General features: G+C 49.2%; 20 protein-coding genes and 1 pseudogene. 15 read left to right on the forward strand and 6 right to left on the reverse strand.

Annotation, left to right across the window (positions count from 1 at the left end; translation table 11 throughout):
- Window positions 1-391: 391 nt before the first annotated feature.
- The 3 genes from IQ235_RS03940 to IQ235_RS03950 all read left to right on the forward strand — a co-directional run bounded on the left by IQ235_RS03940 (window position 392) and on the right by IQ235_RS03950 (window position 3,834).
- Complete coding sequence (locus tag IQ235_RS03940; protein WP_264320194.1) at window positions 392-2,278, forward strand: MutS N-terminal domain-containing protein; 1,887 nt, start codon at window positions 392-394, stop codon at window positions 2,276-2,278.
- Window positions 2,279-2,586: 308 nt separating this feature from the next.
- A complete protein-coding gene (locus tag IQ235_RS03945; protein WP_264320195.1) occupies window positions 2,587-3,072 on the forward strand; it encodes a hypothetical protein in 486 nt (161 codons plus the stop codon).
- 108 nt (window positions 3,073-3,180) lie between these two features.
- Window positions 3,181-3,834 (forward strand): tyrosine-type recombinase/integrase, encoded by a 654-nt coding sequence (locus IQ235_RS03950; RefSeq protein WP_264320196.1) that lies wholly within the window; start codon window positions 3,181-3,183, stop codon window positions 3,832-3,834.
- 134 nt (window positions 3,835-3,968) lie between these two features.
- On the opposite strand, the gene IQ235_RS03955 is transcribed toward IQ235_RS03950, so the two are convergent.
- Both IQ235_RS03955 and IQ235_RS03960 read right to left on the reverse strand, forming a co-directional pair.
- Window positions 3,969-4,538, reverse strand: a complete 570-nt coding sequence (locus IQ235_RS03955; RefSeq protein WP_264320197.1) for a PAS domain-containing protein — start codon at window positions 4,536-4,538, stop codon at window positions 3,969-3,971.
- 122 nt (window positions 4,539-4,660) lie between these two features.
- Window positions 4,661-4,996: a ribbon-helix-helix domain-containing protein gene (locus tag IQ235_RS03960; protein ID WP_264320198.1), complete on the reverse strand. Its 336-nt coding sequence runs from the start codon at window positions 4,994-4,996 to the stop codon at window positions 4,661-4,663.
- Between the two features lie 272 nt (window positions 4,997-5,268).
- On the opposite strand from IQ235_RS03960, the gene IQ235_RS03965 reads away from it, so the two are divergent.
- From IQ235_RS03965 to IQ235_RS04020, 12 genes are all read left to right on the forward strand, one after another.
- Window positions 5,269-5,721: a hypothetical protein gene (locus IQ235_RS03965; RefSeq protein ID WP_264320199.1), complete on the forward strand. Its 453-nt coding sequence runs from the start codon at window positions 5,269-5,271 to the stop codon at window positions 5,719-5,721.
- Window positions 5,645-6,613 (forward strand): hypothetical protein, encoded by a 969-nt coding sequence (locus tag IQ235_RS03970; RefSeq protein WP_264320200.1) that lies wholly within the window; start codon window positions 5,645-5,647, stop codon window positions 6,611-6,613. Before IQ235_RS03965 ends, IQ235_RS03970 begins: the two co-directional genes overlap by 77 nt.
- Before the next feature lie 217 nt (window positions 6,614-6,830).
- A complete protein-coding gene (locus tag IQ235_RS03975) occupies window positions 6,831-7,172 on the forward strand; it encodes a hypothetical protein (RefSeq protein WP_264320201.1) in 342 nt (113 codons plus the stop codon).
- 129 nt (window positions 7,173-7,301) lie between these two features.
- Complete coding sequence (locus IQ235_RS03980; RefSeq protein ID WP_264320202.1) at window positions 7,302-7,532, forward strand: hypothetical protein; 231 nt, start codon at window positions 7,302-7,304, stop codon at window positions 7,530-7,532.
- Window positions 7,533-7,910 (forward strand): hypothetical protein, encoded by a 378-nt coding sequence (locus IQ235_RS03985; protein WP_264320203.1) that lies wholly within the window; start codon window positions 7,533-7,535, stop codon window positions 7,908-7,910.
- Between the two features lie 72 nt (window positions 7,911-7,982).
- Complete coding sequence (locus IQ235_RS03990) at window positions 7,983-8,402, forward strand: hypothetical protein (protein ID WP_264320204.1); 420 nt, start codon at window positions 7,983-7,985, stop codon at window positions 8,400-8,402.
- Window positions 8,371-10,020 carry a hypothetical protein gene (locus tag IQ235_RS03995; RefSeq protein ID WP_264320205.1) on the forward strand — a complete coding sequence of 550 codons (1,650 nt, stop codon included), beginning with the start codon at window positions 8,371-8,373 and terminating at the stop codon, window positions 10,018-10,020. The genes IQ235_RS03990 and IQ235_RS03995 overlap by 32 nt, the downstream gene beginning before the upstream one ends.
- A gap of 43 nt (window positions 10,021-10,063) precedes the next feature.
- Complete coding sequence (locus IQ235_RS04000; protein ID WP_264320206.1) at window positions 10,064-10,249, forward strand: hypothetical protein; 186 nt, start codon at window positions 10,064-10,066, stop codon at window positions 10,247-10,249.
- A gap of 81 nt (window positions 10,250-10,330) precedes the next feature.
- A complete protein-coding gene (locus IQ235_RS04005) occupies window positions 10,331-10,522 on the forward strand; it encodes a hypothetical protein (protein WP_264320207.1) in 192 nt (63 codons plus the stop codon).
- Between the two features lie 113 nt (window positions 10,523-10,635).
- Window positions 10,636-10,998 carry a hypothetical protein gene (locus IQ235_RS04010; protein ID WP_264320208.1) on the forward strand — a complete coding sequence of 121 codons (363 nt, stop codon included), beginning with the start codon at window positions 10,636-10,638 and terminating at the stop codon, window positions 10,996-10,998.
- Window positions 10,999-11,030: 32 nt separating this feature from the next.
- Complete coding sequence (locus tag IQ235_RS04015) at window positions 11,031-11,225, forward strand: hypothetical protein (RefSeq protein WP_264320209.1); 195 nt, start codon at window positions 11,031-11,033, stop codon at window positions 11,223-11,225.
- A 657-nt stretch (window positions 11,226-11,882) separates the two neighbouring features.
- Window positions 11,883-14,003: a hypothetical protein gene (locus IQ235_RS04020; protein WP_264320210.1), complete on the forward strand. Its 2,121-nt coding sequence runs from the start codon at window positions 11,883-11,885 to the stop codon at window positions 14,001-14,003.
- 535 nt (window positions 14,004-14,538) lie between these two features.
- On the opposite strand, the gene IQ235_RS04025 is transcribed toward IQ235_RS04020, so the two are convergent.
- From IQ235_RS04025 to IQ235_RS04030, 4 genes and pseudogenes are all read right to left on the reverse strand, one after another.
- Window positions 14,539-15,045 (reverse strand): ParB/RepB/Spo0J family partition protein, encoded by a 507-nt coding sequence (locus tag IQ235_RS04025; protein WP_405196637.1) that lies wholly within the window; start codon window positions 15,043-15,045, stop codon window positions 14,539-14,541.
- Window positions 15,046-15,063: 18 nt separating this feature from the next.
- Window positions 15,064-15,294: pseudogene (locus tag IQ235_RS18895) on the reverse strand (ParB/RepB/Spo0J family partition protein); the annotation flags it as partial.
- Window positions 15,295-15,306: 12 nt separating this feature from the next.
- Window positions 15,307-15,483, reverse strand: a complete 177-nt coding sequence (locus tag IQ235_RS18830) for a hypothetical protein (protein WP_319592543.1) — start codon at window positions 15,481-15,483, stop codon at window positions 15,307-15,309.
- The coding region (locus IQ235_RS04030) for a ParA family protein (protein WP_405196636.1) at window positions 15,480-15,738 on the reverse strand (259 nt) is incomplete at its 5' end. The genes IQ235_RS18830 and IQ235_RS04030, both read right to left, overlap by 4 nt.

The raw sequence follows: 15,738 nt of genomic DNA on the forward strand, positions 1-15,738 counted from the left end.
AGGCAAGACTTAGTACCCTGCGCCGTCACCCTTCCCAATGGTGTCGGGGCTGTAAAGGGCTACGCAAGTCGGGAACAATCACATCAGTCTGGTGTAGCTCTAGCTCTCTCGCTCAAGGATAGATTCTTGGGAATAGTTTGGATTAAATTACTATCAGTATTTTAAATAAAAGTTGCCAATAAACTTAAAGTTTTAGCTGGTATTTTGTGTTATAATATGAGTAAGCAAAGCAAAGATTTCTCTTCAGCGTAAATCATCTCTTCTTGCTTTTTAAAACTCAATCATTACTTGAAAGATTTTCCCACCATGAATAGGCGACCAGCCTGGATAGCTCTCAATCCGCACTACCCTCACTGTTTTTTTAACTCTCGATATTTTTTTCTGGTTTGAAATGTTGTCTGGTGCTTGGGCTGCCACCCAAACACCAACTTACCTCTCGGGTGCATTCATTTTCGACGACGAACGACGACCCATTTTGAGGACTCGATCCATGTTATCTCTTTTACCCACCGCGCAACATTACGACGTGCTAATTTCGCTCACCCACCATTTCACCCAAACTGGAGTCAGCGAAATTGTTCCCGGCACGATTACGCCGGCCAGTAAGATTTGGCTTGATTTTAGCTACCAACCGATCCGATTCGTTCTGAGTGCGATCGAACAATTTGAGAACCGACTCCCCCACCCTTCAGTGTGCGCTTACCTGGACTTGAAAGCCCAACACCCCGATGAGCTGGTATTTATCCGAGTCGGTGATTTCTGCGAAACGTTCTGCGACGATGCCAAGACCGCTGCCAAAGAGCTGGAACTTGTCATGACTGGCAAAGGCTCTGGTGAGGCACGAGTGCCGATGACCGGAGTTCCCCATCACGCCTTTGAGCGGTACGAAGCCCAACTGAGCCAGATGGGTTACACCGTTCGATACTTCGACCCCGACAATCCCGAGAGTATTTACCTCCCCAACAACGAACCCAAGACCGATGGTATCGACAACCCCGACAACGAACCCGATTCGACCGACGGTATCGAACTGACCGCTCCCGTTGCCCCACCTGAGACAGACAATACCAAGAGCCAGGAATCTATTTCCTCACCTGTCCCGTTACCCGTTACACCCCCTGTCACCGACGACAAACCGAAGTGCAAAGACATCAAAGAGTTCGAGATTGATGTCGATGGAACGCCCGTTGTCGTTTCCTACAACCCCACCTGGGGCATTGCATCGGATACGGTTCACGTTGAGTTTCGCAGTACTTTCGAGCCACCTCAGCCCATTCCGTGTAGCGAAACGGGCTACCGCAGCCATTTCACCGATATTGAATCAGTTCGGGAGTACAGCACACCCGAAGCCTACGCCAAAGCCTATATCGAACTTAACCGCATCAAAGCCTTCAAGCCCACAAAGTCCAAAACCGACAAGCAAAACCCCGAGACCGAAGAACAAATGACCCTCACCCTCGAAGGCATCAACGGACAGCAACCACCCCATATCGAACCCACCCGTCTGCGCGGTCTTGTTCCCCTTGTCATCGGCAATGTCGTCGAGATTGCCGACACCCTCCACCCCAAACACGCCGACCGCGATGCCGTCGGTCAATGGGGCAAAATTCTCAAATTCACCGATGAAGACCAAACCCACGCCATCATCCAACTCATTGAGACAGGCAAGCGTTGTACCATTCCCGCCGTTTGCCTCCACCGATTGCAACTCCCCCAACTGCAAACCCTCGGTACCTCAAGAACCCTCGCCTACGCCACCATCAACGGCGAACTTCACGCCTGGGTGGGATTCAAAACTAAATCCCTGTATTCCGACTGGTGCTGTCGCAAGCGCGACCGCAGTGCTTACATCAAAGACCTAGACGAACCCAAACGCAGCCTCTACCTACGGGATAAGTGGGAATGCGCTATCAAAAAACCCACCATGAAGAAACTCCACAAACTCGCCGAGTACGACTTCAGCCAAGAACCCGGCACGTTCTTCTACAAACAGCGCAAAACAAAAGAAGCAAGCCTTCCCCAGACCGCCACGCGCCCAGTTGTGCAGCCCGGAACCCTCGTTGAAATCACCGCCGAGAGCGATCGCCACATCCAAGGTCAAGTTGGAACCGTAATTCTGGATCGACTCGAAAAGCAAGGAGAAGACAAGATAGTCGTCCGAATCGGCAAAGACCAGCAAGAATACCTGAGCTGCGGTGAATTTCGAGTAGTCGATACCGAGCCGCAGCCTGAAAATGCACCTCTGGTGAATAATTCACCGCAACCGCTCGCTGCCTAACCGCTTCGATTGTCCGCGCCCTCAACGCCTATAGGCTGTTATTGCTATTAGCTATCCCCCAGAGCCAACAGCTCGGCTGAAGTCAAACTCCAGAGCTTGTATCGGAAATACTCGAAAGTGATAACTTCTCCTTTTTCCGATGCAAGCCATCAAGTCATTCAAAAAATGTACAAATGTAAATATTGGAAATAGCGGTACATTTTTGAAATTTTGTGCTATGCTAAGTGCAGAAGGTTTTAATGGTTATCCAAACACTACAGGTTTAGCGTTACACCTTCGCTGTCGCCACACAATACAGTCTTTTAACAATGGAAACTCTACGTTCTCTCATTATCGGTCTGCCGATCGTCTTATTCTGCTTCATGGCGGTCGATTTCGTTGTCGGTCTGGTTTTCCACTTCCGCAACGGCATCCCCAAAGTCGCAGTTGCAGCCCCATTTTCAACTATCACCAAACCCGCAAACGTTGAAGTGACTTCCGAAACTCCCCTATCAGATCCCTCTCCTATCTCCTCAGAAAGCGCACAGAACGAAAGTGAAATGCCCGATGTTCTACTCGATGTTATTAAAGGTCTGACCAAGCGAGAACTTCGCAAAATTCTCTCGCCCCTTGGCGTTCGACAGAAGCACAATGGAGTTGAAATTACGACCGAACTGGCGGTTGCCAAAGTCACTCGAATCTATAAAGAGGATTCTGCGAAAGTGACTGCCGTTATTCGTGACAAGCTCCCCGATAAACTTCCCGTCGAACTGTCAATGCCCGAAGAAACAATCGCTACTGCCACGGTTGCTTGAAGGTTTTTCCAAACAATATTATTTAGCCCCGATCTCATAGATCGGGGCTACTCATTTTCCCCCACAACCCTGATAGACTGGATTTCAGTCATCGGGGTACTGTTTTTAATGAAGGTAGATCGTCACGGTCGCGCCAAAATCCTCACGTCTGAAGAAATTCAGCAACTGTTTACCGAAGGCGTAGACTCGACGCGAGACCGCACCCTGCTCGCTGTCATGCTATTTACCGCCGCCAGAATCAACGAAGCCGTCACCTTACAAACCCAGGATGTCTACACCCATCTGGGCGTAGTGCGCCCCCACCTATTAATCAGAAAAGGCAACACCAAAGGCAAACTCGCCACGCGCACCATCCCGATTCTCGAAGACCTACGGGGATACCTCAAAGCCTATGCCCCCCAACTCCATCCCGTCAGCCCCTTCCTCTTTCCAGGAAAAAACTGGCGCAAAAACCTCCACCCCGACTACGGCGCGTTAATTATTCGCCGAGCCTGTCGTCGCGTCGGGATTGAAGGGGCGAGCAGCCATAGCTTTCGCCGAACCTCCCTGACCCTGCTCTCCGATGCTGGAATCCCCCTTCGCGTCATTCAAGAAATTTCTGGTCACCGCAAACTCGACCAACTACAAACCTACCTCGAAGTCAAGCCAGACCAGGTAAAAGGCGCGATCGCTGCCCTCTCGACCATCGCCCCCGTTGCAGAAGTCAAACCGTCAAAATCGAGCAAAATCGCCCGAAAACGTGGGCAGAAGATCGGGAAATGAGGCTATCTCGATCTTGAGAATGGTTGCTCAGATGCCCCATCGAGTAAGGGCTGCAAGCTCTTCCGATCGCAAAACCTCGCCTTCATTCATGTCGGTGAAAGACGAGGTTTTATTGTCTAACGCGCCAGACGCATTCATGCCAGTACCGATGGTGGCGTTGGAATAAGTTCTAAGTTGAGCAGAACGCCCAAACGAGTGGCGCGGTTGTCAACAATTTCGTAGCGCGTGGTGAACTCTCCCCACTGTTCTCCTTCATTGAGTTTGGCTTGATATGTAATCTCGAAAATTTTTCCGAGCGATCCTTCCTGGCGTAGCAACCGCTCTAAATCTCGCAAGCAAGAAGGCAACCAGAAATTAGTTGTCTTTCGTTTGATTGCTTCTTGCGGATCTGAGTTCATCGCATCGGCCGCAGCTTGATTGATCCAGCGTTGGCGATGATCGGGGAAGGTGCTGAGTCCCATCGGCGCATCTGCCTCGATCATCTTACCTAAAGCGTCATAGAGTTCTGGTGTCCATTGGGTTGTGTGAGTCCAGATTGTGTTTTGGGGAGTGATAACCGGATTCCCCGTTGATTGTGGATTGTTGATAGACATCATCTCTGGGTTAAGCATTGTTCTGGTAATTCGATACGGTCTCTGACTCTCTGGGAAGCGAATCAGACATTCTGGGAATGCATAGGCGAGAGTCAGTTCGGCTTGCTCCATGAATCGCTCGGCACAGCCCTTTGAAGGTGTGATCACAATTGGGGTAACTCCATCCCACGTGAAATCCCACCCTTTTTGATGAGTGATTCTCCAAACATCATCGAGTCCAATTTGGTTTGACTTTATGTATGGCATAAACTGTCACTCCCATTACTGGACTGGCGTTTACATAACTCGACAACCTGTTCTTCACTGACATCGAGTTGGTGAGCGAGCTTAGCAATCTGCGCTGGTGATGGATGTTCGCCCTCTAAAAGGGTTTGGAGAAACTCGGTGACCAGTTCTTCACTGGAAGTTTTATCATCTTTGGGTATTTTCCCTTGGATACGTGCGTCACGTAAGGCTTCCAGGACAAGGAACGTAGCAAGGTTCGCGACAGGTCTGTTTTGCCAAGTTGCCCATCGTTCGAGGTCTTCATAATCCCCATCGTCAAGCGTTAGGTGTATCCGTTTGACCATCCTGCTATTCCTTCAAGCTACATACCGCTTATTGTAATGGATTTTCTCTACATGAAGTAATTACTAGCTACATGAAGCTACAAATTGGGTTGACAAGCTCTTCGAGTAACGTTAAGCTACAAAAAACAATATGAAGTGTATTTGAGTCACTTCTTGTTCACCAAAAAACATTCAGATCTTTGTTGGATGGGCATTACCGCCCTTTTCTTATTCCCATCTGCCCGACGAGCCACCCCCAGTACACCCTCTATCGTTAAAACAACTGTGTACCAATGGTTACAACCTATTACCCCGATGTCTTGCCATCAAATACCGCAAGCCTTGTTCCCAAAACCAAACCGATTTCAAGGCGTTCTTTCAGCCAGGACATCCAGCGGTCGTACCGCCTGGTGTTACGAGACGAATCCCTCGCCATCGACTATGTGACCAACTACCGAAATTCAATTCTGATCGCCGGTGAATTTGGCGAACTTGTAACAACTACCGATGGGCATCCAAAAAAACGTCCACTTACGCCCTATCACACCTGGGTTCTAAAACGAATTGCTAAAAAGTTTGCCGACACCCGTTCGGAAACCTTGGTGATTTACGCCCTCAAGAACTATCCCGAACAGTTCTCGTTCCTTACCTACTTGGAGACTTTGAGAAATGCCAAGAAAAACAAGCAACGCCGACAAAGAACCCGCCGTCGCTGCCGAATCGTCCGCGCTTACCGCACAGCCTGAAACCCTCCCTCGCGCTGAGGCGATGGCGCAAAAAGGCTATGCCAGCGAGCAGTTATTCAAACTCGCCCTGTCTCAAGCCGGACTCGACCCTCGCACCAAAGAGATTCCTGTTGCAGCACTCAAAACCATCCCGAAGTTTGAGGCTCCCACCAACGGTCACAAGCCTCAAGAACTACCCGAAGCAGAAAATCTGCCCCCGATTGTCGATGAAGGCTTTGACGGCGACACTCCCGTCCCCCGTATCGTTGCACTCCAACTCATCGGCATTACCGATGATGAACTTGCCAAGGAGCTTAAAAGCCGGAAACTCGACCCCAAAGCCGAAATTTTGGACATGGCAACGGTGAGTACAATTTACGAGGAACATAGCCTCAAACGGCAGGAAGCCTTGGAATACCTGGGACTTAAAGAACCCGAATTGGTCGAAGCTCTGGTTCAAATTGAAGAGAACCCCAAAGCCAAAACGCTCACCCTGGCTACTATCGAACGGATTGAAAGCCTGCCGACCGAAACGCTCATGCAAACCAAAGCCTCGGCTATGCGCTCGGCAATGGACGCAGCCCAAGAACGTCAGCTTGCCTACTACCGCGATACAGCAGAGCGGATGGCAGAACAAGCCGAAACCGCCGCTCTGACGCTAGTAGCCCACAGCGCGGAAACCTTCCATGCGACACTCTCTCAGGCGTTCGATGCCCTCGCTCAAACCCAAGCTACAACTCACGAGCAAATTCAGAGCGACCTACTCAACGGATTGCAATCCAAACCCGAAAAGCTAGAAGAACGCCAAACCGACTTGGGAAAAGCACGGCGCAGCTCTTTCAAGGGTTCGCGCAAAACCACCCACACCCGAAAGACGGCACAGCAGATATTTCAAACCGCACTCAAACGCTAATCGCCCTGGCTCTACTACTGAACCATTCTGAGGACAAGATCGTGACAAGTTTCTTAAATCGCCTACTGACTCGATTTCAAACGTGGCTCTGTGATGCAGCCACCACCGACAACGAACTAGCTTTCAGCCCCGTTCCAGCCTACCTACCGTTCTAAAAAAACAGGGAAAAGGTTTGCAGACCTTTCCCCGACGAATTATTTAATTTCTTCTCTCCATTATGAATGCCCAACAGACCACAACGCAACAACTATTAAGCCATTGGCTCCAAGCCCCGCAGCTTAACGAACTAACCAAAGCATTTGGCTCCCACCTTGAACGAATCCATCCCGATTCGCTGACGCGGTTAATTGCCACGATCGCAGTTGCCATCGAGTTCGATTTAACCCCTTCGATGGCCGCAGATGAAAGCAAGATTTGGTACTTCACCTGGGATGAAGCTCATCAGGAGTTCGACCGAGCTATTGCCATCGTCGATTCCCTGCCTCGCGAGTTTCACGCCAAACTTCTGATTGCCGTTACCAGTTGTCTTGAGGGACAGCCCGAATCCCTGTCTGCGTAACGAAAAAACAGGCTTCGGGTCGCTTGAAACCTCATTTCCCCCGAAGCCTGTCGAGAGCTGACCGAGCAAGTCTTTAAACCCGAAAGCGTAAAAGCTCTCACCCGACACATCAGCACTACGCCAAAAATCATGACACAGCCATCCCGACCACCAGAACGCTCGCCCGTTCAGGAAACCTTCTATAACGAAATTCGCCCCCTCCTTGATGAGGGTCGAGTCAGCGAAGAAGACCTCAATATCGCGACTAGCGTTATCGACACAACCGATCGCAACCCCAAAGAACGCTCTGCCATGTTCCGCGTCTGGACGGCTTACGTCGGTCGAGACAATTCTCAAAACACCAACAAGGAGGCTAGCTAAATGTTCGGACTACTACGAAAAGCGTTCGGAGCCGGAAAGATGGGCGGTTTGAGCGCACCCCAAATCCGCGTTGAAACCCCACCGCTCGATATTCCCGATACCAGTTTTCACTATTACGAAGAACCCCAAGTACAAGAGCTTGAATCCAAGGCGGAATTTATGGAGAAGACAAAGGAATTAGCCGACCGCGCCAGCAAAGCCATTCGGTCGATTGGCTTAAACGAAGCGCAAGCTAAGGCATTATTTACCGAACGCCTCGGCGGTCTCCCTCTAATTATGGAAGCAATAATGGGTGCATCCCAAGTCAAAGCGCAGCGCGAAGTTAACAAATATTCCAAACGGCTTCGAGAAGCTCGCAAGCAACTCAAAGGTATGTGATGCAGGCAGTACAAGGCTTAAGTTCGAGCTACCTGATTCGAGTCTCAAGCCTTGGCTTATTCCAAGGGAGGTATGAAGACCGTGATCAAAGACTTCCGTATACTCAACATCGCCACTTGGGGTTGCATCGGTTTTGTGGGTTTCCAGTTTGTCAGTACCGCCCTGCGATTTCTCGCCAAACAGTACCCCACCCTGAACTTGATTCTGCTCACCGTTCTGTTTCTAGCGATCGCAATATTCCTTTGGATCGTTCTCTCACCCCAATTCAAAGTCCCATTCAAACTTGATGCTATTGAAACCGCAGCCGTTGTCGCTCTAGCCCTCTTTTTCAGCTACGGCGATGCTATCGTTCGATATCGGTTTAACCGTCATGACTCAACCCCTACTCCCGAACAACCCCAACAGCAACAGCCCCCCACCGACTCTGGCACACCAGATTTCAAAACCGTCAAAACCGTTGATGCTGCTGTTTTCAGATTTACTCAACGCTGAAGGCGACTTGCAACTGCAACACCACCAGCGCGGAACCGCTTACTCAATTTTGGGTCAGCACGTTCTCGGTGCTGGTCTGGCTCTTGCCGGATGTTTCATAACGCCTTTGGGCGGTTGGAAAGTTGCCACGCTCACCCTGAGCTTTGCAATCCACTGGTGGGGGCGCAGTAGGTTAGACAGGCTCAAAGATGAAACGAAATTACTCAATGATGTCGTCAGTGCCAGGGATATGGCAAGACTCGACGGTATCGACGCAGTGGTGCAAGCGCAACTGGCAACTCTCTCTGGGCAGCTTCAGGTGCTTCAGGGACAGGCTACACCGACCGGACAAAATCAGCCCTTACTTCCCGCCGCCTCTGAACCCATTCGCCAATTTAATTGGGATGAACTACGGCTGATTCCCAACAAACATCCCCATATCATCGTCCTGGGTGAGTCCGGTTCTGGGAAAACAGAATTAGGCGAATGGATTGTCGATTTAATCGGGCAAGGATGCGATGTCAAAGTGCTGACCACTAAACAGAAACGCTGCCAATGGCGAGGAATGCCCGTGGTGGGTATCGGACGCGATTTTCCTGCTATCGAGCGCGATTTGCAACTGTTACTCTCCCAGATGACAGAACGGAGTAAAGACATCGATTCTGTGGAGCAAAAAGTCTCGCTCGTTCGAGCCATCGACGAACTGCCAGCCATCGCCGAAAATATCATCGGTGCAGCCGACCCGAAAACAGGAAAGTACAAGGGACTTGCGACATATACCAAGCCTCTCGTCTTAGAAGCGCGAGAGACAAAAATCCGCTTAATTCTTCACGCTCAAGGTAAGCAAGTCAAACTCTTAGGCTTTGAAGGAATGAGCGATTGTCTCGACAGCCTAACCCACATTCGTCTGGGTGATGCTGCCCTCAAACACGCCAAAACTTTGCACAGACAAAACGAGATTACTGATGCCGAATATTCTTGGCTAAAATCTCAAAATCGTCCAGTCCTTGTTGGTGATATTCCCGCTCAATTTCTAATTGAATCGGGCTGGCAACCTTCAGGTAGTTACACAGTTAATACCTCATCCAGCTCAATACCAAACTCAACATCAAACTCAATCCAAAACTCAACGCTAAATTCACCTCATTCTGGGCTAGAGAAGCTTTCAGAAAATCATGGCTTAGATGCGCTCTTCGGTAAAAATCCATTCCCCGAGCCAGGAGACCCAAATTATATCGAATTGATGAAAGAGTTGTTCCCAGAGATGACAAACGAACAACAAAGCCAGTTTATCGATTGGGGACAAAATCTGGGTAACTCAGCCGAGTTACCCGAAAAGTTACTCACTCCCAAAAAGTTACCCGAGGGGGAACCCGGTAACTTGACAGGTAACTTCTCACAAGTCCCTCCTGATAAGCGTTCCGCGTTTCGGGAATTGGGTAACCTTAGTTACCCCAATATCCCCTTAGAGCAACGATTAGCCCTCTTCAAGACAATTCTGCCGTACCTGAAAGAAAAAGTTACCCTGACCGATATCGTCAAGGTTTACCTGCGCTTGGAAGGGAAATATTATTCTCAAACGGCTACCCTCTGCCGTCATATAATTGCCGAGTTTTGGGAAGATGCTCTCGACGAATAACTAATATTTGCTTTTGCACACTTTGAATAATGAATATACCATCATGACTCGACCGAACCATTCAGAAAATCTGACAGATAAAAGCAATGATGCTGGAGATTCGCAATCGGACATCCGTCAAACTTCTGTCAGCCAGAATCTTTCTCAACCCATAGCTCGACCGGCCATTTCTGAAAACCTACTAAACGACCCAACTATTGCGGCTATCTTACAACCGCCCTCAACTTAATTGAGCCGGTCTGAAAATGGCGATCGCTTTCTCTCTTTGTTGAGCATTGTACAAATATTATTTTCGCATCGAGCAAAGATCGTGACTTGGAAACTTTCAATTAAACTCGAACCGGCTAACGACATCTTTTCCGTTCTTGGCGTTCGCTTCGAGCGCAACGAAGTCGAAGGTGTTTGGATGGCAATTCGAGGTGAGTCAATTTTGCGACGAGCAACACTGACTGAAGTCTGCAAAGCCGTTCTCAAAGAATGGGTAAAACCGATCTCCCACTGACTACTTGAAACTCAACTCTATACAGGAAAAGAGCTTCGAGGTCATCTTGCACTTTTTTACATGAATCTCGGCTCAAACCCTAGAACCAAAACATCCTAGAGGACTTACAGATCGTGACTCTTATCTATCAAGACAAACACGGAAAACCACTCAAGGGCGCAGCATTGAACTCGGCAATTTTATCTGAAGCGCGGAATGCCTATTTCTCTCGGCATCCCGAACAACTGGCCGCTCTGAAAAATGCTTCTCCCGAAGACAGCGCAATAATCGAACGAAGTGCAATTGATGCCGGAACGCGCATTTTGGGTAAGTCGCAGCGTCGGGGTGTAACGATTCAGCAGTTTGCGACGATTCTCGGTGCGAGTTGCACTGCCGGACTACTAATGCTGATGGCACGTCCAGATTATTTTTGCCAAGCTTTCTTTCTGGGTGCAGGTCTAGGAACGAGTATTTCAATCTCTCGTGCTGAAAGTTAATCGTTGATTCCCTCTATTTTCCCTGAAGAATTATGAATTTTCTCTCTCGTCTCAATCCTTTCAAATCGACTCCCCACAGGCTTGCCCGAAGCATCAACTCTCGGATGAAAGGCAAAGAGCTGCTCGTCGAGACGAAAACGGGTAAAACCGTTTCTGCCGAAGAAGTTAGCCAGCTCGTTGCCGAACTCGTGGCGATGTACGAAGAAACATCAAACGACGATGAGTGACGCTCCGGGCAACGTCCCCTATTGACCTCAACTGCATAACGGTTGAGGTTTGATTTTGTTGATACTGTACCGTGACAACTTAATAACTGAGCTACAGACCCTTGAACCAAAGACGTAGACCGTGGGATTGTCATGACATCCGAGAAGAGTCCCTTTTTTCGAGCAACGGGTCAATTCTCTGAATTTGCGTATAATGGCAGCAATAAGAGATGATTTCCGGCAACATCCCACAGATTTTTAGCCGTAGTGGGTGGTCGGTTCTCGATCGGACATTCTGACATCAGGTGCATTCTGCAATTGAGACAATCTTTGTGGCGCGACACCGTTGTCTCGCGCTTGCCTGAAGTCCCCTTTCCCCCCGATCGATCTAAAACCTTTTCTAACTAGCTTCAACAGACCCGCAATTCTGCTGTAAGATCGATAGCATCAATTCAAAAGCAATCGCGAAAAAACCAGCTTCGCCTACGGTCTAGGAAACTACGGCTACACTGGCTCTTCGCTCACATTGTTATTGAATTTTTCCAACACCTGACTCTGAGTATGTGAACCTCGGAGCAGAAAATCCAGAAAAGGTAATACTTTTCTGTTCATATGTAAACGCCGTCTGACTTACGGCGCAAGTCGTGCTGCATGAAACCATGCGGCTCCTCAACAATCATGGTAGCAGATAATCCAAGGTGTGAATCACCTGTCACCGGAAAATTACCGGAAAATTCTCAGTTTGACCAAACCGCATATCCTTTTTCTGCACTGCCAACTCAGCCCCGTTACCGTCAGGTACCCCCCACTTCAGTGCGCGTCGCGTTCCCCGAGGTGGCGAAGAGATTAGGAATTGACCAAGCCCACATCCTCAGTCAAATCCACTATTGGATGACCAACCCCAGAGCTGGATATATCAAAGAAGATTGGGACGGGCAAATACGCAAGTGGGTGTGGTTTACCTACGAGATGCTCGCCACTCAGCTTCCCTGGATGTCGGCTCAAAAAATCGGTCGCCACGTTCGCGATCTTGAAGATTTGAGTTTAATGCTCTCCACCAACAAGTTCAACACAACTCGGTACAATCGCACCAAATGGTACTCTCCTGACTATATAGCCATTGACGACTATATAGCCGACAATCCCTACGCAGAATATGCTGTTCGCCCTCAAACTCTCGAAAGTTCAAATTCAAACATTCGAGAGTTCAGCAATGAACGCTCTAACAAATACTATCCACAGAAGAAAACTACAAAGAACAACAACATAGGCGATGATGCTTTTTTGAAGACTGGCAAAGAGGTAGGTGGCACATCGACTGTCACAAGCTATGATGTGGTTCGAGATGAATGCTGTACGGAAAATTGGCGGTTTTCATTACCCGAAGATGCTCAAACGATTGCCGACCGAAGCCAGGACGAGCGCGTTTGCGAAGAAACGGTTTGCGAACCACCACCCAAACCCAAAAAGCTGCCCAAACCGAAGAAACGCGAGGAGGTCAAGCAAGAGGCTCAAAATAATCCTGAGAAAGAGGATATCGGTCAAGCTCTTCATGATGCGGGTTTGATGAGTCAGAAGTTGATGTCACTTGCCCTCAAATACAGCCTCGAAGCGGTGCAAAAAACTATTGCTATGTTGAATCAGCAGGGCAACGCGATTAAAAACCCTGCTGGATGGTTTACTAAATCTCTCAAAGAACATTGGTGGAAGCAGAACCAGCAGCCACAGCGACGCAAGAAGAAAACTCAACCCAAATCCTGGGAAGCAGAATTTAACCCCTGGTATGCCTGGGCAATTTCAGAAGGGATCGTTGAAAATGTCAACATTCGGTATTTGTCTGCGAATCAGTTTGGGGAACCCTATGTCCGTTTAGCGGTGCCTGACAGGTTCTTGAGCATACCGTATACCGTCGAATACTGGCGAACTGCCCAGAAGCAGTTTCCGATGCCTAACGGGGCATCAGAGAAGCTGTATTCATCCTTACCAACTGACGATCCACCTTCTACCGCTGGAGGGGATTGTGTACAAAATCGTCCGGTTGAGAATGACAATAGCTCAACGTCCAATAAATTTGTAGATTCTTCGCCGGGGGGTGTTTCGGGCGAACGCGAAGTCAGCCCAGACGCAAACGAGTCCCCTAATCCGCAAAGTTCCGTTATACAGAATCATCCAGTTGAGTCCATCACCGAAGATAGTTCGTTGGATAGTCCACAACATTCTCCTATGGGGGTTGTTTCCCAAAATTTAGAACCAGATGACTCCCCGACGCGGTCAAGTTCCGATCTGCAAAATCCTCCGGTGGAAGCTGTTAATGAAAATGATTTATCGGGGAGTCCTCCAGATACTTCGCCAGAGGGTGTTATCCGCGAACTAAGCCCAGGTGAGTCCCCTACCTCGCAAAGTCACCTCACCCAGAATCATCCGAGCGAGTCGATCTCTCCAAATAGCTTATCAGGGAGTCCACCGAATAGCTCCTCCCAGGGCGATATCTCCCGAAAAGTAGCACTCGATTTCACCGACCCAAACTGGATGGAGTTTCCCTGGGAACCCAAAAATGGTTGGCAACCTGGAGCCGAACGCGAACGATCGCGACGACACAAAGCTGAATGGTGTCGAAATCAGTTACTCCGCGTGTCTTCGGATGAAGAAATGCACGAGTTGTTCCATCAGCTTGGCGATTATGCCTTAGCTTGTTTGGAATGGGTGGATCGAAATCTGCTCACCCCACACGAGGTTGCCAGCCGCCACGCTCGGATGGACGCTCGTCGAAATTACGAACAGCAGTCGTTACTGGAGTAGCATTCTGTCAAAAAGTTGCGATTTTCCGATGGGTTGTGGTGGCAACCGCTCGTTTGTCACCATCACCAGTAGGCAACATTATTTCTCCCGCCAAGGCGTAGATAAGCGCGAAGCTGTCACCAGACGCAACTAAGAGCGATGTCACATTTGTCAACCCCATTAGGAGCCATTTTCGATGGAAATTACTTATGTAAATATTGCCGAGAAGGTCTCAATCTAGGCAATGTTTTGAAAATCTCAGACGTAGTGACAAGGCTTTGAGGTAGATGCTTTGAGGTCTTTCAGCTTTCGTTTTCGGCAATGTTTTTGCCAAATATACCGCTAGAAGAAATATTGGTGAAACTTATATTTGAGCGATCGCCTTAAAAATGAAATTCAATGGCTACACGCCTTAACTAGTAAGGATTTTAGAGGTGGGTTGCGTCTCATGACATGAACCCTAGGTTTAGGCCGCCAACAACGATTTTGTCCGTAATCGCTGTGGATGCATCAATGAGGTCGGGTGCTACCTTTGGGGAGAACCAAGCATCGGGACTTACTCGTTGACTTCGAGCAATGCTTCCAAGTTCTTGAGCAGCTTATCCAACTGCTTCCTCTTTTTCGGATCGTCCCAAACTTTCGACTGCTTCATCCTCCGGTAAATGACATCAACCCGACCTTTAAGCGAGTTCAAATCCTTCTCGCCCTCATTCCCCTGACTCAACCTAGACTTAACTCGCGCCACTCTCTCCTTAATTTGACTCAGAGATAGATTTTCCTCGATCGCCGAATCGAGTAGCTTTCGTCGCTCCCGGTCGTCCTTCACTCGCGCGATCGCTCGGCCCTTCGTATAAGCAATAGCTCCCTCTCGAAGCGGTTCGAGCACATCTTCGGGCAAACTCAGGAGTGGAAGGCGATTGCTTCTGAAACTCTCCGGCGTAAACTTGCCTATCGTTGCAAAAACATCTTCGACAATTTCCCAATCTTTGCTGTGGATAACGTTATCCACAGATGCTCGTTCGGGGTGTGCCGCTCGATTGAGTAGCGAGATAACCGATTTCACATCTCGCTTGAGCTTGACCCTAAGCAACTCCAAAACCCCTTCCGTTTCCTCAACGGGACTCAAATCTTCGCGCTGCAAATTTTCCAACAAAGCCAGCTCGAACGTCTCCTCATCGTTTAACTCCCGAACTGTAACCGGAACCTCGTCCAACCCCGCTGCGGTTGCCGCCCGAAAACGTCTCTCTCCAGCCACCAACTCGTACCTTCCATCACCTTGGGGACGAACCAGCAACGGCATGAGAATCCCGTGTCGCTTTACCGACTAAATCAGCTCTTGCAACGCTTCCGAGTCGACATAGCTGCGGGGCTGATTCTGCGGCAGGGAAATACGAGCAAGCGGAATCACCTCCCCCTCCTTTCTCGGTGGAGACTCATCCCCCAAAATCGCATCGACCCCCTTCAACTGATAGGGTTCTCTTTTTCGCTTCGTTCTACTCATGGGAGTGCTTCTATCTTCTTGGCAATTTCATTGAGAATCTTGACCGCTGGATTTCGAGAATTGTAAAGGGCAAGAGGCTGATGTTCCTGAGAAGCATCGGCAAAAGCGATCGTTCGAGGAATCGTCGGGTAGATTTCTCCCACCTTAGAAAGCTGCTCCTGAATCGCCTGAAGGCTCATCGAACCTTGTATCGTTCTGCCATCGTGCATCGTCGGGACGACACCCGCGATTTTCAACTGACGGTTCGCTCGCCTT

Source organism: Zarconia navalis LEGE 11467 (assembly GCF_015207075.1).
GTDB lineage: Bacteria > Cyanobacteriota > Cyanobacteriia > Cyanobacteriales > Geitlerinemataceae > Zarconia > Zarconia navalis.